Origin of the sequence: Emergencia sp. JLR.KK010 (genome assembly GCF_037018265.1) — a bacterium.
Taxonomy (GTDB): Bacteria; Bacillota; Clostridia; order Peptostreptococcales; family Anaerovoracaceae; genus Senimuribacter; species Senimuribacter intestinalis.
This window is the reverse complement of record NZ_CP143550.1, coordinates 2,099,297-2,125,832: the sequence shown is the minus strand read 5'-3', so window position 1 is coordinate 2,125,832 and position 26,536 is coordinate 2,099,297. Positions and strand designations below refer to the sequence as shown.

The 26,536-nt window shown below is 42.4% G+C and carries 30 protein-coding genes and 1 pseudogene; 29 read left to right on the top strand and 2 right to left on the bottom strand.

Features of this window, described 5'->3' with window-relative positions:
• The first annotated feature begins 42 nt into the window (after positions 1–42).
• Positions 43–1,287 carry a competence/damage-inducible protein A gene (locus V1225_RS10200; RefSeq protein ID WP_161908461.1) on the top strand — a complete coding sequence of 415 codons (1,245 nt, stop codon included), beginning with the start codon at positions 43–45 and terminating at the stop codon, positions 1,285–1,287.
• A gap of 169 nt (positions 1,288–1,456) precedes the next feature.
• Complete coding sequence (gene recA, locus V1225_RS10195; RefSeq protein WP_338546332.1) at positions 1,457–2,557, top strand: recombinase RecA; 1,101 nt, start codon at positions 1,457–1,459, stop codon at positions 2,555–2,557.
• A gap of 77 nt (positions 2,558–2,634) precedes the next feature.
• Here the strand turns inward: recA and V1225_RS10190 are convergent, their stop codons facing one another.
• The gene (locus V1225_RS10190; protein WP_251614487.1) at positions 2,635–3,063 is read right to left on the bottom strand and encodes a hypothetical protein; all 429 of its coding nucleotides are present in this window, start codon (positions 3,061–3,063) and stop codon (positions 2,635–2,637) included.
• Between the two features lie 384 nt (positions 3,064–3,447).
• Here V1225_RS10190 and V1225_RS10185 point away from each other — a divergent pair, with 384 nt between their 5' ends.
• The 22 genes and pseudogenes from V1225_RS10185 (at position 3,448) to V1225_RS10080 (ending at position 20,432) form a co-directional block, all read left to right on the top strand.
• Positions 3,448–3,996, top strand: a complete 549-nt coding sequence (locus tag V1225_RS10185) for a nitroreductase family protein (protein WP_251614485.1) — start codon at positions 3,448–3,450, stop codon at positions 3,994–3,996.
• 171 nt (positions 3,997–4,167) lie between these two features.
• Entirely contained in the window at positions 4,168–5,181 is a 1,014-nt protein-coding gene (locus V1225_RS10180; RefSeq protein WP_251614483.1) for an SPFH domain-containing protein, read from the top strand.
• Positions 5,182–5,247: 66 nt separating this feature from the next.
• Positions 5,248–5,508 carry a hypothetical protein gene (locus V1225_RS10175; protein WP_307726236.1) on the top strand — a complete coding sequence of 87 codons (261 nt, stop codon included), beginning with the start codon at positions 5,248–5,250 and terminating at the stop codon, positions 5,506–5,508.
• Between the two features lie 173 nt (positions 5,509–5,681).
• A pseudogene (gene rplU / locus V1225_RS10170) lies at positions 5,682–5,984 on the top strand (50S ribosomal protein L21); the annotation flags it as partial.
• A 232-nt stretch (positions 5,985–6,216) separates the two neighbouring features.
• Positions 6,217–6,477, top strand: coding sequence for a 50S ribosomal protein L27 (rpmA, locus tag V1225_RS10165; RefSeq protein WP_148491958.1), 261 nt, complete (start codon positions 6,217–6,219; stop codon positions 6,475–6,477).
• Positions 6,478–6,793: 316 nt separating this feature from the next.
• Positions 6,794–8,086, top strand: coding sequence for a GTPase ObgE (obgE, locus tag V1225_RS10160; protein ID WP_338546331.1), 1,293 nt, complete (start codon positions 6,794–6,796; stop codon positions 8,084–8,086).
• 51 nt (positions 8,087–8,137) lie between these two features.
• Positions 8,138–8,644, top strand: coding sequence for a M23 family metallopeptidase (locus V1225_RS10155; protein WP_160201374.1), 507 nt, complete (start codon positions 8,138–8,140; stop codon positions 8,642–8,644).
• Positions 8,645–8,674: 30 nt separating this feature from the next.
• On the top strand, positions 8,675–9,193 hold the full coding sequence (locus tag V1225_RS10150) for an HD domain-containing protein (protein WP_160201375.1): 519 nt from the start codon (positions 8,675–8,677) through the stop codon (positions 9,191–9,193).
• A 19-nt stretch (positions 9,194–9,212) separates the two neighbouring features.
• On the top strand, positions 9,213–11,057 hold the full coding sequence (locus V1225_RS10145; protein ID WP_251614477.1) for a TIGR03960 family B12-binding radical SAM protein: 1,845 nt from the start codon (positions 9,213–9,215) through the stop codon (positions 11,055–11,057).
• A complete protein-coding gene (locus V1225_RS10140) occupies positions 11,050–11,709 on the top strand; it encodes a TIGR03936 family radical SAM-associated protein (RefSeq protein ID WP_338546328.1) in 660 nt (219 codons plus the stop codon). The genes V1225_RS10145 and V1225_RS10140 overlap by 8 nt, the downstream gene beginning before the upstream one ends.
• Before the next feature lie 81 nt (positions 11,710–11,790).
• Positions 11,791–12,483 (top strand): helix-hairpin-helix domain-containing protein, encoded by a 693-nt coding sequence (locus tag V1225_RS10135; RefSeq protein WP_160201378.1) that lies wholly within the window; start codon positions 11,791–11,793, stop codon positions 12,481–12,483.
• Positions 12,484–12,526: 43 nt separating this feature from the next.
• A complete protein-coding gene (locus tag V1225_RS10130) occupies positions 12,527–13,027 on the top strand; it encodes a hypothetical protein (RefSeq protein WP_161908474.1) in 501 nt (166 codons plus the stop codon).
• 4 nt (positions 13,028–13,031) lie between these two features.
• Complete coding sequence (spoIVB, locus tag V1225_RS10125) at positions 13,032–14,060, top strand: SpoIVB peptidase (RefSeq protein WP_160201380.1); 1,029 nt, start codon at positions 13,032–13,034, stop codon at positions 14,058–14,060.
• Between the two features lie 173 nt (positions 14,061–14,233).
• On the top strand, positions 14,234–15,040 hold the full coding sequence (gene spo0A, locus V1225_RS10120) for a sporulation transcription factor Spo0A (protein ID WP_160201381.1): 807 nt from the start codon (positions 14,234–14,236) through the stop codon (positions 15,038–15,040).
• 59 nt (positions 15,041–15,099) lie between these two features.
• On the top strand, positions 15,100–15,279 hold the full coding sequence (locus V1225_RS10115; RefSeq protein ID WP_201759535.1) for a DUF896 domain-containing protein: 180 nt from the start codon (positions 15,100–15,102) through the stop codon (positions 15,277–15,279).
• 147 nt (positions 15,280–15,426) lie between these two features.
• Positions 15,427–15,870: a hypothetical protein gene (locus tag V1225_RS10110; protein ID WP_338546325.1), complete on the top strand. Its 444-nt coding sequence runs from the start codon at positions 15,427–15,429 to the stop codon at positions 15,868–15,870.
• A gap of 74 nt (positions 15,871–15,944) precedes the next feature.
• A complete protein-coding gene (gene nifS / locus V1225_RS10105) occupies positions 15,945–17,114 on the top strand; it encodes a cysteine desulfurase NifS (protein ID WP_338546323.1) in 1,170 nt (389 codons plus the stop codon).
• Positions 17,115–17,118: 4 nt separating this feature from the next.
• Positions 17,119–17,565 (top strand): Fe-S cluster assembly scaffold protein NifU, encoded by a 447-nt coding sequence (gene nifU, locus V1225_RS10100; RefSeq protein WP_338546321.1) that lies wholly within the window; start codon positions 17,119–17,121, stop codon positions 17,563–17,565.
• Positions 17,543–18,622: a tRNA 2-thiouridine(34) synthase MnmA gene (gene mnmA / locus V1225_RS10095; protein WP_338546320.1), complete on the top strand. Its 1,080-nt coding sequence runs from the start codon at positions 17,543–17,545 to the stop codon at positions 18,620–18,622. The genes nifU and mnmA overlap by 23 nt, the downstream gene beginning before the upstream one ends.
• Positions 18,623–18,705: 83 nt before the next feature.
• Positions 18,706–18,894: a hypothetical protein gene (locus tag V1225_RS10090; protein WP_160201386.1), complete on the top strand. Its 189-nt coding sequence runs from the start codon at positions 18,706–18,708 to the stop codon at positions 18,892–18,894.
• Between the two features lie 403 nt (positions 18,895–19,297).
• On the top strand, positions 19,298–19,852 hold the full coding sequence (locus V1225_RS10085; RefSeq protein ID WP_160201387.1) for a helix-turn-helix transcriptional regulator: 555 nt from the start codon (positions 19,298–19,300) through the stop codon (positions 19,850–19,852).
• 94 nt (positions 19,853–19,946) lie between these two features.
• Positions 19,947–20,432: a hypothetical protein gene (locus V1225_RS10080; RefSeq protein ID WP_338546318.1), complete on the top strand. Its 486-nt coding sequence runs from the start codon at positions 19,947–19,949 to the stop codon at positions 20,430–20,432.
• 70 nt (positions 20,433–20,502) lie between these two features.
• On the opposite strand, the gene V1225_RS10075 is transcribed toward V1225_RS10080, so the two are convergent.
• On the bottom strand, positions 20,503–21,576 hold the full coding sequence (locus V1225_RS10075; protein ID WP_160201389.1) for a hypothetical protein: 1,074 nt from the start codon (positions 21,574–21,576) through the stop codon (positions 20,503–20,505).
• Between the two features lie 134 nt (positions 21,577–21,710).
• On the opposite strand from V1225_RS10075, the gene V1225_RS10070 reads away from it, so the two are divergent.
• The 5 genes from V1225_RS10070 to dnaG all read left to right on the top strand — a co-directional run bounded on the left by V1225_RS10070 (position 21,711) and on the right by dnaG (position 26,521).
• Positions 21,711–21,953, top strand: a complete 243-nt coding sequence (locus tag V1225_RS10070) for a hypothetical protein (protein WP_160201390.1) — start codon at positions 21,711–21,713, stop codon at positions 21,951–21,953.
• 4 nt (positions 21,954–21,957) lie between these two features.
• Positions 21,958–23,208 (top strand): pitrilysin family protein, encoded by a 1,251-nt coding sequence (locus V1225_RS10065; RefSeq protein ID WP_160201391.1) that lies wholly within the window; start codon positions 21,958–21,960, stop codon positions 23,206–23,208.
• 24 nt (positions 23,209–23,232) lie between these two features.
• Positions 23,233–23,661, top strand: a complete 429-nt coding sequence (dut, locus tag V1225_RS10060; protein ID WP_160201392.1) for a dUTP diphosphatase — start codon at positions 23,233–23,235, stop codon at positions 23,659–23,661.
• Between the two features lie 2 nt (positions 23,662–23,663).
• On the top strand, positions 23,664–24,671 hold the full coding sequence (locus V1225_RS10055; protein ID WP_338546317.1) for a deoxyguanosinetriphosphate triphosphohydrolase: 1,008 nt from the start codon (positions 23,664–23,666) through the stop codon (positions 24,669–24,671).
• A 98-nt stretch (positions 24,672–24,769) separates the two neighbouring features.
• Positions 24,770–26,521 (top strand): DNA primase, encoded by a 1,752-nt coding sequence (gene dnaG / locus V1225_RS10050; protein ID WP_160201396.1) that lies wholly within the window; start codon positions 24,770–24,772, stop codon positions 26,519–26,521.
• Positions 26,522–26,536: the final 15 nt, after the last annotated feature.

The window sequence follows — 26,536 nt, the reverse complement described above, 5'->3', positions numbered from 1 at the left end:
TACGCATAATCAAGATTTTGCATGGAAGTGGAGGAGCATGCGATGAGGACTGCAATTTTAAGTGTCGGAACGGAGATTCTCTTTGGTCAGATTACCAACACTAATACTGTATATCTTTCCCAGCAGTTAAATCTGCTGGGTTTTGACGTTATGTATCATTACACGGTGGGTGATAATTCTGGACGCCTTTCTGAGATGATTGAAATGGCTTTTCGCGATTGTGACCTGGTAATCACCACGGGAGGTCTTGGGCCGACAGAAGATGATTTGACAAAAGAGACAGCCTGCAGGGTTTTGCACGATGAACTGGTGCTTCATGAGCCAAGTATGGAGAGGCTGGTTGCCAGAGCAAAGGCATACGGAAAGCCGATGACTCCTAATAATTATAAGCAGGCGATGATGCCTAGCAGGGCAGAGGTGTTCAGCAACGAAGTGGGCAGTGCGCCAGGACTAGCCCTTTGCGAGGATGAAAAAATGATTATCTGTATGCCGGGACCGCCGCGGGAGATGACATGGATGTGGGAAAACAGAGTGCGTCCATACCTGGAAAAGCTGCAGACCGGCGTGATTTACTACAGAACCCTGCGCATGTTCGGCATTGGCGAATCACTGTTGGAAACCAAGCTTTTGGACTTGATTGATGCGCAGACGGATCCGACCCTTGCCACCTACGCAAAGGAAGGCGAGTGCAGCGTGAGAATCGCTTCCAAGCGTGCGACCTGCGAGGAAGCCGTAAAAGCCGTGGAAAATATGATTGCACAGGTTTCTGAAAAGGTGGGCGAGTATATTTACAGCGTTGACGATGAGGAATTGGCAGATGTGGTTGCAAAGAAACTTCTTGAACGAAATATTTCCGTTTCAGCTTGTGAATCCTGTACCGGAGGGCTTTTTTCCGGGGCGCTGACTGATACGCCCGGGATTTCAAAGGTCTTTGACCGGGGACTTGTGACTTATACCTACGGCGCAAAGATGGACGAGCTGGGCGTGAAAGAAGAAACGTTAGCAGCGTATACGGCGGAAAGCAGTCAGGTAGCGAAAGAAATGGCTGAGGGTCTTGCAAAAAAAACTGGCAGCAGACTCTGTATCTCTGTAACCGGCATTGCAGGACCAGGTGGCGGAACCCCTGAAAAACCAGTGGGGCTGATTTATATCGGCTGCGTTTTTGATGGTCATACAGAGGTAAAAGAAGTCAGAATGCGCAATGTGAGCCGCAAATGGAACCGGCATTACGCTGTGCTCAGCATGTTTGACATGATAAATAAGACGATTGACCAGACATGGAATTAAATTCAATTGTTGACATATAATGTAAAATATGTTATAGTGAGTATGAACGGACAGAGACTTAAGGAACAAATAAAATTTGTAAAAAATTTTTATGCAAAAAAGCCTTGACCGAAAGCAAATAATAGGGTATTATAATTTAAGAACAAACGTTCTTTATTGGAGGTAAAGTATGGCTACAGCAAAAGAACAAAAAAATGCAAAGAACCCGAAGAGTGAGAAAGAACAGAGAGAAGCGGCATTGCAGGACGCAATGGATCAGATTCAGAAACAATTCGGTCAGGGCGCTATTATGAAGCTTGGCGACAATACCAAGATGAACATAGAGACCATTTCGACAGGATCCATCAGTTTGGATTTGGCAACCGGCGTAGGCGGTGTGCCGAAGGGAAGAATCGTAGAAATCTACGGACCAGAATCTTCCGGTAAGACAACATTGACGCTACATATCGTTGCAGAAGCACAGAAGAAGGGCGGCAAGGCGGCATTTATTGACGCAGAACATGCGCTGGATCCTGTCTATGCAAAGAATTTGGGCGTTAAGATTGATGAGCTTTTAGTATCTCAGCCGGATACAGGAGAACAGGCACTGGAGATTTGTGATATGCTAGCACGCAGTGGTGCGCTGGATGTTATCGTAATCGACTCCGTTGCAGCGCTAGTTCCTAAAGCCGAAATCGAAGGCGACATGGGAGATAATCACGTGGGTCTTCATGCCAGACTGATGTCTCAGGCACTTAGAAAGATTGCAGGTAATGTAAACCGTTCTCACACTTGTGTGGTTTTCATCAACCAGCTCCGTGAGAAAATCGGGGTCATGTATGGAAGTCCGGAAGTTACCACAGGCGGACGCGCTCTTAAATTCTATTCTTCCATGCGTTTTGACGTCAGAAGGGTGGAAACTATAAAAAGCGGCGACCAGATGCTTGGAAACAGAACTAAGGTCAAGATTGTTAAGAACAAGGTTGCTCCGCCGTTTAAACAGGCAGAATTCGATATCATGTATGGAGAAGGCATTTCTAAGGCCGGAGATGTTCTGGACAGTGCAGTAGAATTGAAAATCATTGACAAGGCAGGCTCCTGGTACAGCTATGCCGATGATAGAATCGGACAGGGGCGTGAGAATGTGAAGAAGTGGCTGCAGGAGAATCCAGACATGCTGGACAAAGTTCAGAATCAGCTTTTAGAAACACTGCAAGAACAGCAAGGGGAAGCAGCACCTGTATCTATGGATGGCATGATGGTTGATGAAGACGGTGTGGTAATCGAATAGTTTATTTACAGCAAGCGAAAGCTGTGCGGCATTTTTCCTTAAGAGAAAGACGCACAGCTTTTTGTGAATACTGTTTTTTATAATTCATTTTCATCATCATGTACTGGAGCATTAAAGTCGATATCTTGAATATCTATTTCATTATCAAAATAGTTGGTATCAGTGTCAACTGAAAAGTCATTATCAAAGAACCATTTATATGCGCGGTTACCTATAATTTTAGTTTCTGTAAAATCAAGACCTCCGCCGACAATAGCGCCAACGCCTGGAAGCATTTTTGTTAAATTAAAAATTCCTTTTGTTCCTGATTTTGTTATAAATCTAAATCCTACTTTTTGGTTTATTCTAGTTAAAACTCTACCGGGTATTTTTTTGATGAGTCCATTTGTTAATTTCATACCAAATTTTATGCCGGACTGCTTTAAAATATTATTAAGTGCAACGCCTGCAAGGCACGCATATACAAAAGTTTGTGTCTGGTCACTGTTCAATTCATAATCAGCCATATGGCTGTCATGGTAAAGTTTGAAAACCACCATTAGTACTTTTAAGCGATTTTTGCGAAAAAGGTACGAAAACCTGCAAATTATTTATATCCATTATATGAAAAATAAGGAATTTACTTCTGTATAATGAAAGGTTTGTACGAAAATGGAACCATAGAAAAGAAAAAAGAACGAAGACTTTCAATTCTATTTCGTTGTATTTGCTTAAAACCTTTTGGTTAGTATAAAGTGACTCTAATTTTTGATACCTTTTTTGCAGAAAAGCGGCATAGGTACGAAAATCCAATATTCGTAACCTTTCTAAGCAGGCTTTTCTCGTATTGACTTTACTATAAAAAATAGGTATACTAAAGTGACTTTAGGAAATTTGAGTAAGGAGAAACTATGGAAGCAATTACTTGTATAAAGGAAAGAAGAAGTATCAGAAAGTTTAAGCCAGAAGTTGTGGATCGCGAGGTTGTAAGAGAAATCGTAGAAGCTGCTTCTTTTGCGCCGTCTTGGAAAAATACACAGATTACAAGATATATTGTAGTTGAGGACGAGGCTGTAAAGGAAAAAATCGCTGATGAATGCGTATTAGGCTTTACTTACAATGCAAAGATTATCAAGAATACGCCGCAGCTTGTTGTTGCGACTTATATCAATGGGAGATCCGGCTTTGAGAAAGATGGTTCTTATACCACCGGAAAGGAAGACAGATGGCAGAATTTTGACACAGGTATCGCAGTGCAGACTTTCTGTCTGGCCGCCCATGATAAAGGAATCGGTACTGTAATTTTAGGTATCTTTGATGATGAAAAGGTTGCGGAAGCAATTAATCTGCCGGAGGGACAGACTGTTGCAGCATTAATTCCGATGGGATATCCGCTGGATGCGGAAGCACCGGCTGCTCCAAAGAGAAAAGAGGCAGACGAACTTGTCAGCTATCTGTAATAGAAAAGTTATAATATAGAAACAGACAACCACTGCACGGAAAGCCCTGTGCGGTGGTTTTGTTTTGCGGAAAAAATTTCTGGGTGCTATTGACATGGATGATTTTATGTGATATAAATATGATATCAAATTGATATCATAAAACCCAAAAGGGAGAAGAGGAGTAACGTTATGGAAAAAAAGACGAATTTTACACAGAAAGAGATTAAGCCAATCAACGGCATGGGTATGCTGATACTCATTACTTTGGGCATTTTGGCAGCCATTGCAATGATTGTAGTTGGCTGTATCAATCTTGGAGCAGTTGGAATTGCAATGATTATCGCAGGAGGACTGGGAACAATTATTCTTCCGATTTTATATGCGGGTCTTAGAGTAGTTGGGCCTAACGAGGCGCTGGTGTTGACTTTGTTTGGTAATTATCACGGTACGATTTTGAAGCAGGGTTTCTATTTTGTGAATCCGTTTTCTACTTATACCAATCCGACCTATACGAAAGAGATTGCTGCAGCAAAAGCAGAAGCCGAAACGCAGGCAAAGAACGGAAAGTTTTCGCTAGGTTCTATTAAAGTGAGTGCAAAGAAAACCGTTTCTTTGAAAGATAGCACCTTAAATAACGGGGTACAGAAGGTTAATGATGTGATGGGTAATCCGATTATCATTGGGGCAGTGGTAATTTGGAAAGTTGTAAATCCGACCAATGCAGTATTCAATGTAGAAGATTATGCCGAATTTTTGTCGATTCAGACCGATTCTACCATCAGAAATATTGCAAGAATGTATCCTTACGACAGCTTAAATACGGAAGATCATGAGCATGCTAACGAGAAAACGCTCAGAGGAAGTTCTCAGGAAATCGCAGATAACATGAAAGCGGAGCTGAACAATAAGGTGGCTTTTGCAGGACTTGAAATCGAGGAAGTTCGCATTACACATCTTTCCTATGCAGAAGAAATTGCGGCGGCAATGCTGAGAAGACAGCAGGCTGAGGCTGTGATTTCTGCAAGAGCGAAGATTGTTGACGGTGCAGTCAGCATGGTAAAGATGGCTATTGACAAATTAGGTGAGGAAGAAGTAGTATTTTTAGATGAGGAGAGAAAGGCAGCCATGGTATCCAATCTGATGGTAGTACTGTGCTCTGATAAGGATACGCAGCCTATTGTCAACAGCGGCAGTATCTACTAAGTTCAAATAGCAGGGGAAATGAATTTGAAACAGCAAGAGGATTAGAGAGATGAAAGGTCGGATGCAATGACGAGCGAAAAAGACATTTTAAAAAAGGAAAAAGAATTAGAAGCACGTCTGTCTAAGCTTCAGCAGATGGAACAGGAAATTAAGGCAAAAGAAAAGGCTGTGAAGCAGGCTGAAAAAGCCAAGAAACAGGTTATTTTGCGAATTGCGCCGTCTCTTTGGGAAGAAATCGCAAGGTGGGCGGAAGAGGATTTTCGCTCTATCAACGGGCAGATTGAGTTTATTTTGTCAAAAAGTGTGCAGGATAGGAAACACAAATAAGAGGATAAAAGCGGGCAGGAGTTTAAAAGTTTTCCGGCAAATAACATTTGACAATCCCTTTGGGATATGCTATGATAATTGAGTTAGACCGCTCGGAAAGGGTTTATTTTTCATACAAAGCGCATCTAGCGCTACCCGATAAGGCGAGACTGGATAGAGGAGGTAAGAACACAATGTACGCAGTAATTGAAACAGGCGGAAAGCAGTACAGAGTTCAGGAAGGCGATGTAGTAACCATCGAGAAGCTGAATGTAGAAGCTGGCGAGAAAATCGCATTTGACAAAGTACTGGTTTTAGCTGAAGAAGGAGACCTGAAGGTAGGTGCACCGTATGTAGAAGGTGCAGTTGTTTCTGGAGAAGTAGTAGAAAATGGCAAAGCTAAGAAAGTCATCATCTACAAATACAAGTCCAAGAAAGACTACAGAAAGAAACAGGGTCACAGACAGCCATACACTATGGTTAAGATTGAATCCTTAGGAGGCAAGAGCGCTCCGAAGGCAGCTCCTGCAGCACCAAAGGCAGAAGCAAAAGAAGAAGCTAAGGAAAAGAAAATTTCCGCTTCTATGAAGAAAGATGAATTAATTGCTTACGCAAAAGAACATGGTATTGAAGTCGATGAAAAGGCAACAAAAGCTGTTATCATCGAAACCATTGAAGCAGCGAAGTAATTTCCATTTTAGCCACAAATAGCAAGGAGGTGTCTGGACTATGGCAAGTAAAAAAGGAGTAGGTAGCTCTAAGAACGGTCGTGATTCCGAGTCGAAACGTTTAGGCGTTAAGAGAGGTGACGGTCAGTTCGTTAGCGCTGGCAGCATTTTGGTTAGACAGAGAGGTACTAAATTCCATCCTGGTAATAATGTAGGCATCGGCGGAGATGATACATTGTTTGCTAAGATTGAAGGTACTGTTAAGTTCGAAAGAAAAGACAAGACTAGAAAACAGGTTAGTGTTTATCCAAAAGAAGCTTAATTTTTAAGTAAGATTTAAGAATCGTGGAATTTGAACGATTTTAAGAACGGATAGGAGTAGTTAGGAAGAGAAAAAGTATGTCATTCATACAGTATTCCTACACTACTCCTATATTCTTTCTTACATCAAAAACTAAGAAACAGGGGATATTGCTAAAGTGGACAAAGATTTATTTTTTGTCAATTTTGTCAACGTTTTTCTAATAAAACTGTGACAGAATTGACAGATTCTCAGAAATTTGTCCAATTTAGCAATATATGATACACTAAGCAGACGAATTTTGAACGAAAGAGAAAACAGTAAAGGAGGCTTTGACATGTTTGTAGATAGAGCCAAAATATTCATAAAATCAGGGAAAGGTGGCAACGGATGCGTATCCTTTCGTAGAGAGCCCTTTGTACCGGAAGGCGGTCCTGACGGTGGAGACGGCGGCAAGGGCGGCGATGTAATCTTTCAGGCGGATAGAAACTTAAGAACGCTAATGGATTTTCGCTACAAGAGAAAATACGAGGCAGAAAATGGTCAGGACGGTATGAAGAAAAAGCGGTACGGAAAAAACGGCGAAAACCTGATTATTAAAGTGCCAATGGGTACTGTGATTATTGACGAGGAAACCGGTCTTGTGATGAAGGATTTGGTGGAAGACGGCGAAAATTTTGTAGCGGCAAAAGGCGGAAAAGGCGGAAAAGGAAACACCCATTTCAAGAATTCAGTACGTCAGGCGCCGAATTTTGCGGAAGCGGGCGGTTTTGCTAAGGAAAGAAGCGTTATTCTTGAAATGAAGATGATTGCTGATGTGGGTCTTGTAGGTTTTCCGAATGTTGGAAAATCAAGTCTTCTGGCGACGGCAACCAGTGCACAGCCGAAGATTGAAAACTATCATTTTACCACCATTGCACCGAACCTGGGTGTAGTAGAAATCTTTGACACCAGCTTTGTTATGGCGGATATTGCCGGCATTATTGAAGGTGCACATCAGGGACTGGGTTTGGGGCTGAAATTCCTAAAACACATTGAAAGAACCAAGGTTTTGATTCATGTGGTAGACGCGTCTGGCAGCGAAGGAAGAAATCCTATCGAGGACTTTGATAAAATCAACAACGAGCTGCTTAAGTACAGCGAAAAGGTAGCGAACAAGCCAATGCTGGTAGCAGCAAACAAGATGGATATGACCAGCGAAGACGGTCCTGCATACATTGAGTTTAAAGAGTATGTGGAGGAAAAGGGATACAGGGTATTCCCAATTTGTGCACCGATTAACGTGGGTGTTCATGAGCTCATGTCGGCAGCCCTGGAAGAACTGAAAAAAGCGGCACTTAATTCGCAGGACGAGGACGAATACGAATATTTTGACTTTGAAACCGATGATAAAGACCCGAACTTCAAAGAAATTTATGCTTCGAAAGAGGGTAATGTTTACGTGCTTACCGGAAAACAGCTTCAGAAAATTTTTGATTCCACAAACTTTAATGATATGGGTTCTCTTCGATATCTCTATAAATATATTGAAAAGAATGGTGCCATTGAAAAGCTTTTGGAAATGGGCCTGAGCGAAGGCGATACCATTCGGCTCTTCGACTATGAGTTTGAGTATTGGGACGAATACTAAAACGAGTTATATTCTTCACCTCTATATAATACTTTATATAGAGGTGATTTTATGAACAAGAAGAAACTCTACTGCCAGGTGACAGCTTGTCTTTTGATTTTGACGGCAGCTTCCTATGGCGGAGAAATAAAGAACGAGACGTTTGCTAAGTATTATGAAAAAGCAAAAGCTATGGTGATGTATCAGATGTCCATGGAAGATGTCAAAAGCGCTGCGGTATCGGTATCTACAGCACTTTCTGGTGCACCAGACAAAGTGGTTTCAGCCGTTGCGAAGATTAACGAGACGTCTAAATACGGCGTGCCCATTGACGAAAAATCTGACGAGCAGATAAAGCAGGTTCATGCAGTAGCAGGCGGCGTTGTGACCGCTTCAGGAAAGGATAAAGAGAAAGGGCTTTACGTGGAAATTCGTCACGAGGACGGAACCTCTATTTACGGCAATTTAGAAGAAATCAGCGTGGTAGAATCAGAGCGCGTTCAGAGAGGGGAAATTATTGGAAGCTATAATACGCAAAATGAAAAAGAATTTTATTATGAACTCTCGGAAAATCTGTGATATACTAATAGCTGAAAGGCTGGTATAATTATGACAAAACGAATTACAGAGAAAGAATGTGAGGCGCTGTATGCGAAATATAAAACGCCTCCCCATGTAATCAGACATTGTAAAGCTGTCAGCAGGGTGGCGCGAGAAATCGGAAAACAGATGAATCTTCACGGCGCCCAGCTTGATTTAGATTTAATAGAAGGGGCTGGACTTGCCCACGACGTGGCAAGAACCAGCGATAAGCATTGGGAAATTGGCGCAGATATTTTGGATGGCCTTGGCTATCATGCAGAGGCAAATATCGTTCGCGTCCATATGACTTACGATTTTCACGACTTTAAAGAAATTGACGAAACGGACTTAGTCTGCCTTGGCGACCGTCTTGTCAAAGAAGATCAGTATGTGGGTCTTGATGAGCGAATCGACTATATCCTGCATAAAGCGCCGGACGAACCGGCAGTGCACGACAGAATTTTAAAGAAAAAAGAACAGACCAGACAGCTGATGAAACAAATCGAGGCTTTGATTGGACAGACCATCGACAGCCTGTTTGAGTAAGTGAAAGGAACCGCAGAAAATGAACTTGACTGAAACTTTGAACCATCTGCTGAAACAGGTGGAAAAGCCTGCCAGATATATCGGCAACGAAATTAATATGATTCGAAAGAAGCCGGACAGCGTAAAGGCGCGCCTTGCCTTTGCATTTCCGGATTTATATGAAATCGGCATGTCCTATATGGGACTATCGATTCTTTACAATATTATAAATAAAGACGATGAACTGGCGTGCGAGCGAGTTTTTGCGCCAGCACCGGACATGGAAGCGCTCATGCGGGAGATGGACGTGCCTCTCTTTACGCTGGAGAACAAGACGCCAGTAAGAGAGATGGATTTTCTGGGCTTCACTCTGCAGTATGAGATGTCCTTTACAACCATTCTTAACATGCTGGAGCTTGGGAATATTCCGCTTTTAGCAGCGGAGCGCACCGAGGAAGATCCGCTTATTATTGCAGGCGGCCCTTGCGCGTATAACCCGGAACCGCTGGCTGATTTTGTAGATATTTTCTTAATTGGTGACGGTGAAAAAAGTTTGCCGCTACTTTTGAAAAAGTATGGCAGAGCAAAAGAATCGGGCATGGACAAAACATCGTTTTTAAAGGAAATTGCAGGAGATACAGGCGTTTATATTCCGTCTTTTTACAAAGCAATCTACAACGAAGACGGCACGGTGAACTCCTACGAGAAAAACTTTGAGGGCGCACCGGACAAGGTGCAGCGCTGTATTTTACCTGATATTGAAGATGTTGATTTTCCAACGAATCCGATGGTGCCGCTGATGGAAACGGTGCATGACAGAAGTGTAGTAGAAACCTTTCGGGGCTGTACCCGCGGCTGCAGATTTTGTCAGGCAGGCATGATTTACAGACCAGTGCGTGAGCGTTCCAAAGACAAGATTATGGACCTTGCTATGAAACAGCTAACAAACAGCGGACATGAGGAGCTTTCTCTTTTATCTTTGTCTACCAGTGATTATTCGGCTTTTGAACCTCTTGCCATCGAACTGATGAGAAAATGTAAGGAACAGAACGTTTCACTGTCTCTGCCTTCTCTGAGACTGGATAGCTTTTCTTTTCAGGTGCTCGAGGAGATTCAAGGGTATAAGAAGTCGGGATTGACCTTTGCGCCGGAAGCCGGTACGCAGAGACTTCGTGACGTCATCAACAAAGGTATTACCGAAGAAGATATTTACAGCGCTGTGGAGCAGGCTATTGAGCTGGGTTGGAAGCACATCAAGCTGTATTTTATGATTGGACTGCCGACGGAAACTGACGAAGATTTGGACGGCATCGCAGAGATTGCCAGAAAGGTCGTACAGCTTCACCGCGACTCAGGTAAGGGCGGTCGTTTTACAGTAACGGTCAGCGTTTCTAACTTTGTGCCAAAGGCGCATACTCCGTTCCAGTGGGCACCACAGAATACGACGGAAGAATTTACCCGCAAACATAATTATCTGAGCGGAAAGCTGAAAATCAAGGGCGTTACTTTTAACTATCACGATGACGCTGTCAGCACTTTTGAGGCGGGTTTTGCCAGAGGCGATAGAAAGCTAGGAAAATTACTCCTTGCTGCCCATAACGAAGGCTGCCGTCTGGATGGCTGGTCTGAACATTTCAGTTTAGAAAAATGGAACCGTGCGGTTGAAAAAAGCGGCACTGATATGGATTTTTATACCACGAGAGCCCGCCGGTTTGATGAAATCTTGCCATGGGATATCGTAGATGCTGCAGTTTCCAAGAAATTCCTGATTTCTGAGGCCGAAAAAGCTGAAAAGGAAACCACAACGAAGGACTGCAGATACGGCTGCGCAGGCTGTGGTATTAACAGCAGAGTAGAGTGCAAATGGGGAGGTATTTATGCGTAAATATGTGATTCAGTTTTCAAAAGAAGGCTACATAAAGTATACTTCGCATTTGGACATGCTGCGACTTTTTAAACGCACATTTAAAAAGTGCGGCATAGCTATGGCATACTCTCAGGGGTTTAACCCGCACCCGAAGATGGGCTTTGCACAGCCCCTTTCTTTAGGCTATACCAGTCGCTGCGAGCTTTTGGAGTTTGAGACGACGGTGAACTATGAACCACAGGAAATAGCTGAAATGCTGCGTAAGGTCATGCCGGAGGGTGTAGAAATTTTTTCCTGTGACTACGACCGCTCAAATGCAAAGTCTTTGGCTGCAGCAACAGAAGCAGCAGAATATCTGGTTCAGTTTCCCGTAGCTTGTGATAAAGCGAAGCACGAAAAACTTTTGACGTCATACTTAGCTCAGGAAAAAATCTTTGCTGAAAAAAGGCAGAAGAAAACTAAGAAAATGGTGACGGTGGATATTCGCTCTAAAATTCGCTCTATTGAGCTGGCAGATGGAGAAAATTTGGCGCTGTCTATGATTCTTGACTGCGGCAGCACATCCAATTTAAGTCCGGAACAAGTCATCTCTTCCTTTGTGGAATTTGCTAGGCTTGATGTGCCTCGCTATGAGATCGAGGTAGAACGGAAAGAGATTTTCTTTGGATGATTTGGAATAAAATAGAATAATTTCCTTGACTTTCCATTTTTCTTCGGGTATGATAGAAGAAAATAGGAAAGGGGAAGCAAGATGGAACAACTAAAACTTTACTTGCGAATATTTAAGGAACACAAAAAAATATTTCAGATAACGGCAATGATTGCGATTGTAATCATTGCTGTTTTAGTTTTTGGACAGTATGGGGAAAAGGACGAATTTTCCGAACAATTCACTGAAGATAACGGACTGACAGTAGAAGAGGACGGCGCATCAGGCGGTGAAATGGATAAAGGCGAAAATCAGGCAGAGTCTGCAGAAAGCGCAAAGATTTATGTAGATATCGGTGGTGAAGTCAGAAATCCGGGTGTTTATGCAGTAGTCGAGGGGACTCGACTCTTTGAAGTGATTAAAGTTGCAGGTGGTTTGACGGATGAGGCTTTTACTGAGCAGATTAATCAGGCAGAGGTGGTAGTTGACGGACAGAAGGTCGTTATTCCATCGTTTGAGGATAACAACGGCACTGCAGCTTTTGGGAGTAGCGGAAATATAGGCGGCACAGGAGAGCCAGCAGCCCTCGGAAAGGATAGTCAGGGACGAATCAACATCAACTTAGCAGACAGCAGTGTTTTGCAGGAAATTCCGGGTGTTGGCCCTGCTACGGCGGAGAAAATCATCGCTTACCGGGAAGAAAACGGTAAATTTTCTCAAATTGAAGACATAAAAATGGTCAGCGGCATTGGAAATAAGACATTTCAAAAGATGAAAGATAAAATTACTGTATAAGCTTTTCTTTCTCTGGCAATAATATCCGCTAAGAGGTGATGAAATGTTTAGCCAGAAAAAGAAAAACCATACATGGATTTATGCATGCGCTGTGCTTATCGTTGCGATTTTCGCTGTGGTGGTGCTCATTGCAGCGCTGACAGGAAAGGAAAGTGAAGAAGAAGCGCTGAAAGCGAACCTTGAAAGCAGAGTAGGTGAAGATGTCGCTAAAGCGGCAGATCCGGGAGATTCAGCGCCGACGTTAGATGATGAGAAGGATAACAATGATGACAATGATGATGTAGCAGGCGAGGGCGAAGATGAACCGCAGAATCATGAAAAAGATACACCAAGTCAGTTTTATCAGTCATATTATTTGATTAAATACGATAAAGATGTTATAAAGATTTTTTTCTCTGATGAGACGGGACACCTGATTGAACTGGAGGATACGACTATTGTATATGAAACTTTGTCGACTCAGGATCAGAACCGGTTCAAGGAAGGCATTAAGGTCGAAAACAGAGATGATTTGAATCGATTAATGATGGATTATGAGAGTTGATGGTATGTTAAATGAAAAATTGAAAAAGTGTATCTGGTTGTTTATCGGTATAACCGCTGTTGTTCTTTGCACGGGAGTTCTTTTTCCTCAGCAGCTTTCTGTACTGACAGGGGGGCATAGCGTGGTTAGCGAGCGAGTGCTGATTCCTGGTGGACAGTCTGTAGGGATTCAGATGGATGTAAAAGGGGCGCTCATTGTAGGTGTTGAGAAAAAGATAGGTCCCGAGGTTGGTGACATGATTGTTGCAGTGAACGGGCAGAAAGTGGATGGACCTGATGATGTTAACAGAGTTGTATCAGGAAGCGGAAAAGCTGTGCAACTGACGGTCATTAGAAATAATAAATCTATGGACTTCTCGGTAACTCCCTATTATGACAAGGCAAGCAGAGAATACAAGCTGGGACTTTGGATTAAAGAAAAAATTGCAGGCATTGGAACACTTAGCTTTTATGATCCAAAGACAGGCAGCTTTGCAGCGCTGGGTCACGGAATTTATGAAGCCGAGACTGGTATGCTGCTGGAAACCAGAACGGGAAGTCTTTTGCACACTAGGGTCAGTCAGATTAAGGCAGGAGAAAAAGGTGTGCCGGGGGAAATTGGCGGTGTAATCTATGATTTTCAAAATCCGCTTGGAGAAATTATGAAAAACACTGAGTTCGGTATCTATGGGAAAGGTGATGATCCCCAGGATTTTGACTTGGATCATCCCATGGTGATGGCGTATCAGGAAGAAATCGAAGAGGGTAAGGCGTACATTCTTACAACCATTGATGAAACGAAGGTAGAGCAGTTTGAAATTGAAATTACGAAGGTGAAAAACCAGAATAAAGCAGATAGTAAAGGTCTTGAATTTGAGGTGACTGATAAAAAATTATTGGAAACCTGTGGAGGAATTGTCCAGGGCATGAGCGGAAGTCCAATTATACAAAATAACCGAATAATCGGTGCGGTTACCCATGTTTTCGTAAATAACCCTAAGAAGGGTTACGGCATTTTCGTAGAATGGATGGTGGAACAGACCGAAAAATCATGAGACCTGTCGAATATCCGATAAAATCCCTACAAATTGCGGTAAAATTGATGCACACAAACGCAAAATATGTTGTAAAATTTTATAGGCAGGGCAACCTCACCAAAGAGACAGTGCGCAGGTCTTTTTGTGGAAAAGAAGAAAGAACGAGGCATATGCCCGGGAAGGATTACATTATGGGAAAAATTAAGTTAGGATTAGTAGATGATAACAAGGAATTTTGTGAAGCAATGCAAGACTACTTCGCACGCCAGATGGACATGGAAGTAATTTTTATTGCACATGACGGTCTTGGTGCCATTGAACAGATTCAAAAGGAAGAAGTAGATGTGCTGATTTTAGATTTGATTATGCCGCATCTGGATGGAATCGGTGTTTTGGAAACGCTGAATACTGTGGAACTGAAAAAATATCCGAGAGTCATTATGGTATCAGCCATTGGACAGGATATCATGATTCAAAGGGCTGTTTCTCTCGGTGCGGAATACTATTTGGTGAAACCTATTAACATGGATATTCTTTCAAAGCGCATCAGACAGGTTATGAATAAGGATACAGTGCTCAAACGCAACTTTGCAGGACAACAGAATCTAAAGAAATCGACGATTTATAAAGATATACTAAAAGAAAACGACTTAGAAATTGAAATTACTAATCTGATTCATGAAATCGGTGTGCCTGCGCACATCAAGGGCTATCAGTATCTCAGAGATGCGATTACCATCGTTGTGGAAGATATGGACATACTCAGTGCTGTGACGAAAGAACTTTATCCGACCATTGCAAAAATGAATGATACTACGCCTAGTAGAGTAGAGCGAGCTATCAGACATGCCATCGAAGTAGCGTGGAACCGTGGAAGAATTGAGACCATCGATGCCTTATTTGGTTACACCGTCAAGAATGACAAAGGCAAGCCAACCAATTCAGAGTTCATCGCAATCATTGCAGACAAGCTGAGACTAGAACGGAAAGTTGGCTAGAAAACTCCTTGCAGTCCCTCTTCATAAATGTTATGATAAAGGAACGGAGGAGACAGTTTATGATTACAGAAGCACAGATTCAGAGAATTAACGAGCTTGCGAGGAAATCAAAGACCGAGGCAGGATTGACAGAAGCAGAGAAAGAAGAACAGCAGCTTTTGCGCAAGCAGTACATCGAAGCCTTTAAGGCTAACCTGCGTTCCCAGCTCGATAATATCGAGTTTGTCGACGAAAAATAGCGGCAAAGGCAGCAGGCACGTAATTTTATACAGAAAAACAAAGAATGAGAGCAGGATTTTACAAATTTTGCTCTCTTTTTGTTGTAAGATACCTCTATAGATAGTACAAGCTTCAGTTCACTTTAGCTTAAACAACAGGGGGTATTTATGAAAAAGGTATACGTATTTCAAATCTGTGCGCTGCTTTTGATTTTTCTCACGGCGGGAGTCATTATAAAGCCGCAAAGCGATGAAAAAATCATGGAAAGCCAGATTCAGTCGAGGATTGAGATTTTGAACAAGTATTATGACGGCAGTTGGGATTACGACAGGACAGAGACGGCCCTTGAGAAAGTGGAGAAAGGGAGTCTGCTGAAGACAGATACGGCTCTGATGAAAGATTATGAGTTGACCGATATGGAGCAGGTGACAGAATATGATGTGAGTGTAATTTCTTCTCGCACAACAAGGTATAATATGGTAAAATGTACAGTGAAAATTGATTATACCATGTACGGTCAGCAGGGAAAGCGAAAGGAGTCTCACAAATACCTGTTTACAGGGGAAAAAGAAAAGAAAAAAATTCGCCTTTCCGGAATGCAAATAATTTAAAATTACCGTTTGAATCTGTAAATTTTTTGGTATAATATATTAGTAGAATCGAAAAAGTGAAAGGAGTAGCTTTTATGAGACAAGTTTATTTAGACTATTCAGCAACAACTCCGGTAAAAGAAGAAGTATTGCAAGAGATGATACCATATTTTACAGAGCAGTTTGGAAATCCTTCCAGCCTTTATACTATGGGGCTCACATCTAAGGAAGCTGTGGATAAGGCAAGAAGCCAGGTTGCTGCATTAATCGGAGCTGATTCAAAAGAGATATATTTTACTGGCTGTGGCAGTGAAGCTGACAACTGGGCAGTATTTGGCACAGTGGATAAGTTTAAAGAAAAGGGCAATCACATTATTACAACCAGAATTGAGCACCACGCAATGCTCCATTCCTGCGAGTTTTTAGAAAAGAACGGCTATAAGGTTACATACCTTGCGGTAGAGCCTGACGGTACTGTAAAGCCAGAGACCTTAGAGGCTGCTATTACCGACCAGACCATTTTAATCAGCATTATGATGGTAAACAACGAAGTGGGAACCATTGAGCCGATTAAAGAACTGGCGGCAATCGCAAAGAAGCATGGGATTTTGTTCCATACCGACGCAGTGCAGGCGCTTGCCAATGTGCCAATCGACGTAAAGGATTTGGGCGTGGATATGCTCAGCGTATCTGCGCATAAGATTTATGGTCCGAAGGGAATTGGCGCACTTTACATTCGCAAAGGGCTGCGCATTTCCAATTACATGCATGGCGGAGCTCAGGAAATGGGAAGACGTGCAGGAACCGAAAATTTGGCAGGGATTGTTGGCTTTGGAAAAGCGGCTGAACTTGCAAAAATCAATATGGAAGAACATATTGCGCACTGCAGCCAGCTTCGTGATTATCTCATAGACAGAATTACCAGGGAGATTCCTGATACCTTTGTCAACGGTACTATGGAGCATAGACACCCGGGTAATGCCAATATTACTTTCAAGTACATTGAAGGGGAGTCCATTTTACTTCTGCTGGACTATAAGGGAGTTTCCGTTTCCACCGGCTCAGCATGTTCCTCCAAGTCACTGGAGCCGTCTCACGTGCTGACTGCGCTGGGAGTTCCGGTAGAAATGGTGCACGGTACGGTGCGCTTTACAGTAGGAGACTTCACAACAAAAGAAGATATCGACTATGTCATAGAATCATTAAAAGAAATCGTAGAAAAATTGAGAGCGCTGTCTCCTGTAAACAGCGAGAAAGGTTGGTAATAGCATGGGCTTATATAACGATACAGTAATGGATCATTTCATGAACCCGAGAAATGTAGGGGAGCTTGAAAATCCTGATGGAACAGGCACTTACGGAAGTCCTGTCTGCGGCGATATGATGCAGATTCAAATCAAAGTAGAAAACGATGTAATCATAGACGCAAAGTTCAAAACTTTTGGCTGCGGCAGCGCTATCGCTTCTTCCAGTATGGCGACTTCCATGATTATTGGAAAAACCATCGACGAAGCCCTTGCGATCAGCAACAAGCAGATTATCGAGGAATTGGGCGGTCTTCCTGCCGTAAAGGTACACTGCTCTGTTCTTGCAGACCATGCCATTAAGTCAGCAATCTATGATTATGCTGAGAAAAATGGAAAAAACTACAAGGGTCTGGAAGGCTTTGACCCGAATGCAGATGAGGACGATCATGACCACATTATCGAAGAATAAAATAGTACTGGGTCTTTCCGGCGGCGTGGACAGCACGACCGCCGCTTTGCTGTTAAAGAATCAGGGCTTTGAGGTGATTGGATTTTATTTTGACGTGATGGGAGATAATGCAAACGGAAAGCGTGCGGCGGAAGAACTGGCTGAAAAGATGGAAATTCCTCTTCATATTATGGATGTATCTGAAGAATTCTCCAAATCAGTCATAGATAATTTTTGCAGTCAGTACGCCTGTGGCAGAACACCGAATCCCTGCGTTGTCTGCAATCCGGCAATCAAGTTTAAAAAGCTTCTTGAAATTGCAGATAGGGAGAACGCTTACTATATCGCGACTGGTCACTATGTCGGTGTTACTAAAGACGACACGTCAGGAATTTACTATATTCAAAAAGGCTCCAGTGAGAAAAAGGACCAGTCCTATATGCTTTACAGGCTGGGTCAGCAGGTGCTGTCGAGATTGATTTTGCCTCTCGCTGATATGAAGGATAAAGATACCGTTCGCAGGTTGGCAAGAGAAAATGATATGCCTAATGCCCAAGCAGCTGACAGCCAGGAAATTTGCTTTATTGACGAAGAAAAAGAAGACTATGTATCTTTTATGGAGGCGCGCGGTTTTGCTTGCTCAAAAGGGCATTTTGTGGATGCAGAAGGGAAGATTCTCGGTGAACATCAGGGAATCAATAGGTATACTGTTGGACAGCGAAAAGGTCTTGGCATCGCCCTGGGCAAACCGGTATTTGTTACAAAAATTGACAAAGAAAAGAATCAAGTAGTTTTGGGCGACAATGCCGATTTGTTTCATACAGAAGTTGTCTCCGCTGAAAACTTTTTTACAGAAACAGGCTGCGGGGAAATCCCTGAAAGTCTTTTGGAAAAACAAGGCATTACAGCTAAAATTCGCTATGCGGCAAAACCTGCTCCCGCTGTTTTACATAAAGCGTGTGACGGCAGAGTCGTGACCGTATTTGAACAGCCACAGAGAGCTGCGACACCGGGGCAGTCCATCGTCTTTTATGACGGCGACCGGGTCGTTGGCGGCGGATTTATTGAGCCGTATTAAATAACAGCAGAATCTGCTACACATATTCATTTTACATCCATGCCATACTAAGTTTATAAAACTAGGAAAAGGGGTGTAAAGAGATGAACAAATTTGTCAAAGACGCAGCAATGCTTGCTGCTGCCGGTGCTGCAGGATTTTGCGCATATAAGTGGATGTCTCCGTCTGACAAGGATAAGATTTCCAGGGACATGCGACGCACTGTGGAAGACATGGGTGATGTAAAAACAGACGTCAGCCGCATGGCAAGCACAATTAAAGACACATTTTAACGATGAAAGAAAGGAAGTCCCTAGATAAGTAGGTGGGAATTTCTAAAGAAACAGAAAGTGACGTGAGAGAAAGAGAGATTCTTGCGTCACTTTTTCTTTTTTTGCCTTATCTTTTCGCATGATTTCAGAGTATTTATTATTATCAAAATATCTATCATGACAATTATTTTAATTTAAATTAATATGAAGGCTCGGATCACTTTTCGAGTCAAGGTTAATTTGCTTGTAGCGGTTATTTCCATTTTTAGTTTTATGTAATTGATTTATGCGGAAAAGAATGATAAAATCTCTTTAACAATGAAATTTCAACAGATTTCAATAACTCTACGATTCGTCGATTGCATTTTGCAGAAATTGTACTATATTTAAATTAAACAGCATGAATGTGAGAAAGGAGGTTTAAATGGATGAAAAGAGATTCGGGAGGTTTATTGCAGAGAGAAGAAAAGCAAAAGGGTGGACACAGGTAATGCTTGCAAAGAAAATTTGTGTGACAGACAAAGCTGTCTCTAAATGGGAACGAGGCGCAGGATTTCCTGATATTAAAACGTTAGAACCTTTGGCATCTGCATTGGATATAAGTTTGAGTGAGCTGATGTATGGTGAAAAACTGGAGAAAATAACTTCCACACATAAACTAGACGAAGTTGTTTCTAATACTATTGATTTGGCTGTTTACCAAAGTGAGATTCACATGCGAAACATGCTAATTGGTATAGCAATTACAGCTTTTTTACTGGTGACACTTTTTTTATTAGATTTAGAAAATGGTGTGGGAACATTCTTCTTTATTTGCTTACCATTACTTATATCACTTCTCGGAATCGCAATCATCTGTATTGGTGTACAACGCAAAAAAAGAGATTGCAAATGGAAATGGCATTTTATATTAGGGGGAATACTGGCTTTATTTCCGATAGAATGCTATGCATTGATTTTAATAATTGTTGCATTATGATTCAAAACGAGCAGTCTTATGAAAAGGTATTATTAGTGATACACAAATGCAAAAAGCAGCAATTACAAAAGCTGTAGTAAGAGCTAGCCTAGCGATGGCAGCAGAAGATGCAAGAACGTTATTGGGTTATACTACTGCGAGTGCATGCCTAGAACACTCTTTGCAGGATAATCCTGTAGATGTATCAATCACATCGACAGACCCAATTTCTACTCAAGTTAAAAACTCTAGTGCTTGTAAGGAAATCATTAGTGAATTCAAGTCTTATGTGAAAGGTAAAAAACTGTCAGCACGAACGACTAGCGGAAGTACAGTTTTAAATAGTTCGCATGATTTAACTTTAGCTTTTAATAAGGTTAGCTATGTGGCGTCGGGTACGAAAAATAGTAAAGGTGTATGGACATTAAAAATCAAATTCAAGGACACTTATGACTTTGACTGTGATAAGTGGACAAATGTAAAAGGGTTCAGAGCGGCTACTATTAATGGATTAAATAGCTACGGGAAATATGCACAATCAATTGGAGCAGTAGTTCCATATAAAATTCAAATTGAAGTAAGAGCTACATTTTCTGAATAACGTGTAAAACATAATTGCAAAAACACACGCAGCTTTGAAAACTGCGTGTGTTTTGTACTTTAGGTCATTATTAATGTCTTGGCTGCGGTCTTCTTGGCGGTTCGCAAGGGTTGCAGTCACATGGCGGCGGACACGGCTCGCATGGTTCGCAGCACGGTTCACACGGTTCGCATGGGTCACAGCAGGCCGGCTTGCAATCGCATGGATCACAGCATGGATCACAAGACTCTGCCTGTGGCTGCGTGCTGCCTGCATTATTTCCTGAAATGGTTCCAGGGAACAGACTTGGGAAAGTTGTGCAGATGGCATTTTGCTGCAGAGGTGCATCGACGTAACCGGTGGTAAGAACGCAAAGCTGTACCGGTACGACAATTTTCTTTTCACAGGTTAGACAAATGGCAACGATAAGATTTCCGGAAATCTGTCCATTGCAGTCCACGTTCAGATCTCTGCCGCAGTTGTTGGTTGCAAGGCGTGCTTCACAGGCGGAATTGCAGAACTCCGTAAAGCGAGGCAGGAAAGCGGTGTCGATAGAAGATGGCATGCAAATTTCAAAGAAGTTGGTCAGTACCATAGGCTGGTTTTGTGAAGCAATGCATACTTCAGTGCAGACAGTGAAACAGGTTTCGTTGTTACAGCTGTCGCAAAGAAGTAAATCCAGCTCGATAATAATATTACCAGAAATAGCAACGCACTGCGTGCCGAATACCGGAGTGCCCATGCACTGCTCATCACAGTCAGAGCTTTCCGCATACATAATCCGCTCGGAATATGTACCATCTGCACCAACCACATTCAGGAAATTGCCCTGTCTGTCTTTTAGGAAAGTAGCGCCGGAAATGCCGGTATCTACATCCAGAGAAAGGTTTCTTGGGTCATCAACATTATCTGGGATAAAAACTCGCTTACACCTGATATCTATGACACGTTTAATTCTGTGTCCGGGTGGAAGACACGGCTGGAAAGTCTGCTCGTTAAAAGTTTTCATTCCCTGCAGATTGAATTTTACTGCGTCAAAAACCTGCTGCACGTAGATGGGAGCAGTGACAACGCTGCTCATATCGCCGTCGAACTCACACAAATTATTGGCATTACAACAATTCTGATAGAGGTCCGGTGTTACTCTTGTTCCAAAGCAACTCATAAAATTACCTCCTTGTAGGTTATATAATCTTTCTAGATAAGTATATGATTTGGTCGCGTTTTGTGTTACAATTAAAAAAATGATGGTGAAACGCACATAGCAATATATGCGCAAGGGGAAGAAAAGGAACATAAATGGATAACAATTTGGAAAAAGAGACACAGCCAAGGGATAGCAAAGAGCGGACAGAACAAAAAGAGGCAGGCAGATTTAAAGTTAATCTGGCGATTTATCTGGGCGTCTTTCTGGTATTTGCGTTAATTATATTAGTGACCGGTATTTTAGGTCAGGCCTTTGGCAAAACAGTAGAAAATATTGCCTTGATTGGCATTGCTATTATACTGGTACTATTACTAATTCAGTCGAAAAGGAGTTAATACGATGGTAATTACAAAAGAATTAAATTCTAAAGTCAGAGTAGTGATGGAACAGATTCCATATGTGCAGTCTGTTGCCATTGGAATTTGGGTAAAGGCAGGTGCAGTAGACGAAGAAGCAAAATATGCGGGTATTTCTCATTTTATCGAACATATGATGTTCAAAGGCACTGAGAACAGAACAGCGAAACAGATTGCTGCAGATATTGATAAAATCGGCGGTCAGATTAATGCGTTTACAGGCAAAGAAGCAACCTGCTATTATGTAAAAGCGATTTACAGCAATTATAAGCAGGCGGCTGACGTAATTGTCGATATGCTGTCTTCTTCGCTCTTTGACAAGGCGGAAATGGATAGAGAACGTCAAGTCATCTGCGAGGAAATCAAAATGACTCAGGATGCGCCCGATGATTTGGCTCATGATACCATCACTTCTATGGTGTTTAAAGGTTCCGCCCTGGGAAATTCAATTATCGGAACCCCGGCTTCGTTGGAGAATATTTCAAGAGATGTCATTAAAGATTATTTTAACAGTGAATACACGCGAGACCATATTGTAATTTCTGTAGCTGGAAATTTTGAACCGGATGATGTATGCGCTTACTTCGATGACAAATTGACTGGTTTGAAAGAATCTAAACCAGAAAAAGAAAGCACTGTTTCTGTTTATACACCAGCGTACAAAGTAATTACCAAGGACATCGAGCAGTCCCATATTTGTCTTGCCGTAAAAGGATTGCCATTGAATGACAGCAGATACTATGCGTTCTCTATCCTGAATAATATTCTGGGTGGCAGCATGAGCTCCAGGCTCTTTCAGAATATCAGAGAGCAGAAAGGCCTTGCTTATTCAGTTTACTCTATGGCAGGCTCTTTCAAAAACGATGGCTATTTTAATATTTATGCCGGTGTCAGCCATGACAAAATCAAAGAAGCCATTGGTGGAATCAGGGAGGAGCTTGCTGAGATTGCAGCTCATGGAGTGACAGAGGAGGAACTGGAATCTTCCAGAGAACAGCTGAAAGCTTCCTATATCTTTGGTCAGGAAAACGTGGCGGGTCACATGTTTAAAAATGGTAAGAATCTGCTTTTGGGGAATCCAATTCTAACTGGAGAAGAGGTCATAGCGGGGTTTAATGCGGTTACTATAGACGATATTGAGAGCGTGAAAAGCTTAATTTGTGACTTTGAAACCTATTCTGCAGCAGCAGTTACCAGAGACGAGGTAAATCTGAAAGGATTTATGGGCAGATAATTTGCGGCGAAAGGAATACTACAAATGAAAATAAAAATGATTTCAGAAAGCGGAAGGCTTCCGAGGTATGAGACAGCAGGCTCTGCAGGATTTGACATCGCTGCTCATTTGAAGGAGCCCATTACTCTGCAGCCAGGAGAAAGGAGCCTGATTCCAACGGGAATTTATATGGAAATTCCGCTTGGATATGAAGCGCAGGTTCGGGCAAGGAGCGGTCTTTCTATCAAGAATGGAATCGGTCTTGTCAATGGAATTGGTACCATCGACAGCGACTACAGGGGCGAAATAAAGGTACCGCTGATTAACTGGGGGCAGGAAGCCTTTACAGTAACAGACGGGCTTAGAATTGCCCAGGTTGTGATTTGTAAATATGAACAGGCGGAGCTTGTTCCGGCAGAAACACTTTCAGAAACTGAAAGGGGTGCCGGCGGCTTTGGACATACAGGAGTATAAAGATGTTACATCGTGAAGATTTAGAGAAAAAAGAAGAATTGCTGGCACCGGGAGCCAGTCGCTCTGGCAAATCTAAAGGACGGGATGTTTTTGAAGAGCCTTGCAAATTCCGGACGGAATTTCAGAGAGACAGAGATAGAATTATCCATTCCAAGTCTTTCCGCAGGCTAATGCACAAGACTCAGGTGTTTCTTTCGCCGGAGGGAGACCATTACAGAACTCGTTTGACTCACACTTTAGAGGTGTCTCAGGTTGCACGTACTATCGCAAGAAGCCTGGGGCTCAACGAGGACTTAACAGAAGCTATTGCTATGGGACATGATCTTGGTCATACTCCTTTTGGGCACAATGGAGAAATGGTTCTCAACGATGTGCATCCAGGTGGTTTTAGACACAATGAGCAAAGCCTTCGGGTGGTGGAAGTGCTGGAATCTACCCCAAGCAGAAAAGGCATGAATTTGACCTTTGAAGTGAAAGACGGCATACTAAATCACACAGGAAGTCTTCCAGCGGCGACCTTAGAAGGGCAGATTGTAAAGATCAGTGACAGGATTGCCTACATAAATCACGATATTGACGATGCCGTGCGAAGCGGAGTCATCACTTTGGAGGATTTGCCAAAGGATGCAATCGCCATGTTTGGAAAGGGTCACAGAGAAAGGATTGACTGCATGGTTTCCAACGTGGTGTCCTTTAGTGATGGTAGAGACAAGGTTTCCATGGACGAGGAACATGGTGCGCAGCTTAACCTGTTGCGTAATTTTATGTTTGAAAATGTTTACAGAAGCCAACGGGTTAAGAAAGAAGAAGATCTGGCAAAAGTAGAGGTTGTTATCAGTTCTCTTTACAATTATTTTCTGCAATATCCGGAAAAACTTCCGGAGGACCACGCACAGCTTCTTGACTGTGATGATATCCACGTTGTAGTAAAAGATTACGTGGCTGGCATGACCGACCGGTATGCACTAAATCTTTACGCTGATTTGTTCGTGCCGAGAGAGTGGAAATAGCTCCTAAAATTTGTCAAGAGTTTTTTAAAAAAAAATAAAGGAAAAGTCTGTTTTTTGTAGAATAGTACTAATAGGAAGACAAAATCGGGAGACAGACTATGAGTTTTTCAAGTTCTACCATAGAAAATTTGAAAAATCAAGTGAATATTGTAGATGTCGTAGGAAGAAGCGTGCCTCTGAAACGAGCAGGTTCCAACTATAAAGGTTGTTGTCCGTTTCACAATGAGAAGACGCCTTCTTTTGTTGTCTCCGAGCAGAAGCAGATTTTTACCTGCTTTGGCTGTGGGGCGACCGGTGATGTCATCGAATATGTAAAACGCTATTATAATCTGGATTTTTCTGAGGCGGTAGAGAAAATCGCTGCCGAAGAGGGCATTACCGTAGAGAGAAATGCTCGCAGTGACAATAGAGATATTTATTACAAGGTTAACAAACTGGCGGCCAATTTCTTTTATCGCTCCTTTACGGAAAAGGCAAATAAAGGCTACGCTTATATGAAGCGCAGGGAGATAGCACCTGCTATTTTGAAGAAGTTTGGTATCGGATATGCCGATGAGCAGTGGGATAGCTTGTATCAGTACCTGTTGTCACAGGGCGTCGATAAAAAGATTATGGTAGAGCTGGGGCTGGTATCAGAAAGCAAAGGAAAATACTACGATAAATTTAGAAATCGGGTCATTTTCCCAATCATTAATACCTCCGGCAAGGTCATCGGCTTTGGGGGAAGAGCTATTGATCCGGGTGATAATCCCAAATATTTGAATTCGCCTGAAAGCAGGATTTTTCAGAAGAAGAATAATCTTTATGGTCTGAATATTTCCAGACAGAGTGTAGGCAAAGAAAATTTTATTATTCTAGTTGAAGGATATATGGATGTGATTGCTCTGTATCAGAGCGGTGTAGAGAATGTGGCAGCTTCTCTTGGAACTGCGCTGACGGAGAATCAGGCAAAACTGATTAAGCGATATACCAAGGATGTGGTTCTTTCTTATGATGCTGATAATGCTGGACGGGCAGCTGCTCTTAGAGGTCTTGAAATTCTAAAGAAAGAAGACTGCAAGGTCAAGGTGCTTCATGTTACCGATGGAAAAGACCCAGACGAATATGTTAAGAAAAACGGAAAGACGGCGTTTCTAAAGCTGATAGATGGGGCACTGCCTTATGGAGACTACCGTTTGGAATCGGCTAAAGTGGGTTTTGATTTATCACAGGATGAAGACAAAATCGACTACATGAAGAAGGCTATTGATATTTTGCGCCAGATGAGTCCTGTTGAACAGGAAATTTACATAAAAAAACTGTCTAAAGACCTGAAAATTGCAGAAGGTGCGATTAGAATGGAACTTTTAGGAAATGATAATACACAAAAGACGCAGCAACGGTCTGCACCGGTTCGCGAACAGCGCTCACAACAGGAGGAAGTAGAGCATGTGGCACTGAAACCCATAGAGAAAACACTGTTGAAAGTTTTACTGACGGAAGAAAGATATATAGACAGGCTAGTAGACTATCCGGGAATTTTAGAAAGTGAATTTGCCCTGAAGATTTATCAGCTTCTTGCAGAAAGCTATGCACATCATCATTTCATTGATTTGAACCAGATTATGGACGGGCTTTCCGATGAAGGAGCTGCAGGGCTGCAAGAAGTTTTGAATCATGTAGTCGTCGGCAACGAGGAACAGGTATTTCACGACTGTATCAGAACGTGGAACCATGAGCGGTTGACCAGAGAAGAGCAGAAGCTTTTGACGCTTCTTTCCATGGCAGACGAAAATGATAATCAGGATAGAATTATGGAACTGACCGATCAGCTTATGAAAGTGCAACGAGAACTTAAAAACCAACAATAGGGAGATGTAGAATGA

Excerpts from the sequence above, each read along its gene's own strand:
- V1225_RS10200 (WP_161908461.1), top strand. The coding sequence starts at position 43 with ATGAGGACTGCAATTTTAAGTGTCGGAACGGAGATTCTCTTTGGTCAG.
- recA (WP_338546332.1), top strand. The coding sequence starts at position 1,457 with ATGGCTACAGCAAAAGAACAAAAAAATGCAAAGAACCCGAAGAGTGAG.
- V1225_RS10190 (WP_251614487.1), bottom strand. The coding sequence starts at position 3,063 with ATGGCTGATTATGAATTGAACAGTGACCAGACACAAACTTTTGTATAT.
- V1225_RS10185 (WP_251614485.1), top strand. The coding sequence starts at position 3,448 with ATGGAAGCAATTACTTGTATAAAGGAAAGAAGAAGTATCAGAAAGTTT.
- V1225_RS10180 (WP_251614483.1), top strand. The coding sequence starts at position 4,168 with ATGGAAAAAAAGACGAATTTTACACAGAAAGAGATTAAGCCAATCAAC.
- V1225_RS10175 (WP_307726236.1), top strand. The coding sequence starts at position 5,248 with ATGACGAGCGAAAAAGACATTTTAAAAAAGGAAAAAGAATTAGAAGCA.
- rpmA (WP_148491958.1), top strand. The coding sequence starts at position 6,217 with ATGGCAAGTAAAAAAGGAGTAGGTAGCTCTAAGAACGGTCGTGATTCC.
- obgE (WP_338546331.1), top strand. The coding sequence starts at position 6,794 with ATGTTTGTAGATAGAGCCAAAATATTCATAAAATCAGGGAAAGGTGGC.
- V1225_RS10155 (WP_160201374.1), top strand. The coding sequence starts at position 8,138 with ATGAACAAGAAGAAACTCTACTGCCAGGTGACAGCTTGTCTTTTGATT.
- V1225_RS10150 (WP_160201375.1), top strand. The coding sequence starts at position 8,675 with ATGACAAAACGAATTACAGAGAAAGAATGTGAGGCGCTGTATGCGAAA.
- V1225_RS10145 (WP_251614477.1), top strand. The coding sequence starts at position 9,213 with ATGAACTTGACTGAAACTTTGAACCATCTGCTGAAACAGGTGGAAAAG.
- V1225_RS10140 (WP_338546328.1), top strand. The coding sequence starts at position 11,050 with ATGCGTAAATATGTGATTCAGTTTTCAAAAGAAGGCTACATAAAGTAT.
- V1225_RS10135 (WP_160201378.1), top strand. The coding sequence starts at position 11,791 with ATGGAACAACTAAAACTTTACTTGCGAATATTTAAGGAACACAAAAAA.
- V1225_RS10130 (WP_161908474.1), top strand. The coding sequence starts at position 12,527 with ATGTTTAGCCAGAAAAAGAAAAACCATACATGGATTTATGCATGCGCT.
- spoIVB (WP_160201380.1), top strand. The coding sequence starts at position 13,032 with ATGTTAAATGAAAAATTGAAAAAGTGTATCTGGTTGTTTATCGGTATA.
- spo0A (WP_160201381.1), top strand. The coding sequence starts at position 14,234 with ATGGGAAAAATTAAGTTAGGATTAGTAGATGATAACAAGGAATTTTGT.
- V1225_RS10115 (WP_201759535.1), top strand. The coding sequence starts at position 15,100 with ATGATTACAGAAGCACAGATTCAGAGAATTAACGAGCTTGCGAGGAAA.
- V1225_RS10110 (WP_338546325.1), top strand. The coding sequence starts at position 15,427 with ATGAAAAAGGTATACGTATTTCAAATCTGTGCGCTGCTTTTGATTTTT.
- nifS (WP_338546323.1), top strand. The coding sequence starts at position 15,945 with ATGAGACAAGTTTATTTAGACTATTCAGCAACAACTCCGGTAAAAGAA.
- nifU (WP_338546321.1), top strand. The coding sequence starts at position 17,119 with ATGGGCTTATATAACGATACAGTAATGGATCATTTCATGAACCCGAGA.
- mnmA (WP_338546320.1), top strand. The coding sequence starts at position 17,543 with ATGACCACATTATCGAAGAATAAAATAGTACTGGGTCTTTCCGGCGGC.
- V1225_RS10090 (WP_160201386.1), top strand. The coding sequence starts at position 18,706 with ATGAACAAATTTGTCAAAGACGCAGCAATGCTTGCTGCTGCCGGTGCT.
- V1225_RS10085 (WP_160201387.1), top strand. The coding sequence starts at position 19,298 with ATGGATGAAAAGAGATTCGGGAGGTTTATTGCAGAGAGAAGAAAAGCA.
- V1225_RS10080 (WP_338546318.1), top strand. The coding sequence starts at position 19,947 with ATGGCAGCAGAAGATGCAAGAACGTTATTGGGTTATACTACTGCGAGT.
- V1225_RS10075 (WP_160201389.1), bottom strand. The coding sequence starts at position 21,576 with ATGAGTTGCTTTGGAACAAGAGTAACACCGGACCTCTATCAGAATTGT.
- V1225_RS10070 (WP_160201390.1), top strand. The coding sequence starts at position 21,711 with ATGGATAACAATTTGGAAAAAGAGACACAGCCAAGGGATAGCAAAGAG.
- V1225_RS10065 (WP_160201391.1), top strand. The coding sequence starts at position 21,958 with ATGGTAATTACAAAAGAATTAAATTCTAAAGTCAGAGTAGTGATGGAA.
- dut (WP_160201392.1), top strand. The coding sequence starts at position 23,233 with ATGAAAATAAAAATGATTTCAGAAAGCGGAAGGCTTCCGAGGTATGAG.
- V1225_RS10055 (WP_338546317.1), top strand. The coding sequence starts at position 23,664 with ATGTTACATCGTGAAGATTTAGAGAAAAAAGAAGAATTGCTGGCACCG.
- dnaG (WP_160201396.1), top strand. The coding sequence starts at position 24,770 with ATGAGTTTTTCAAGTTCTACCATAGAAAATTTGAAAAATCAAGTGAAT.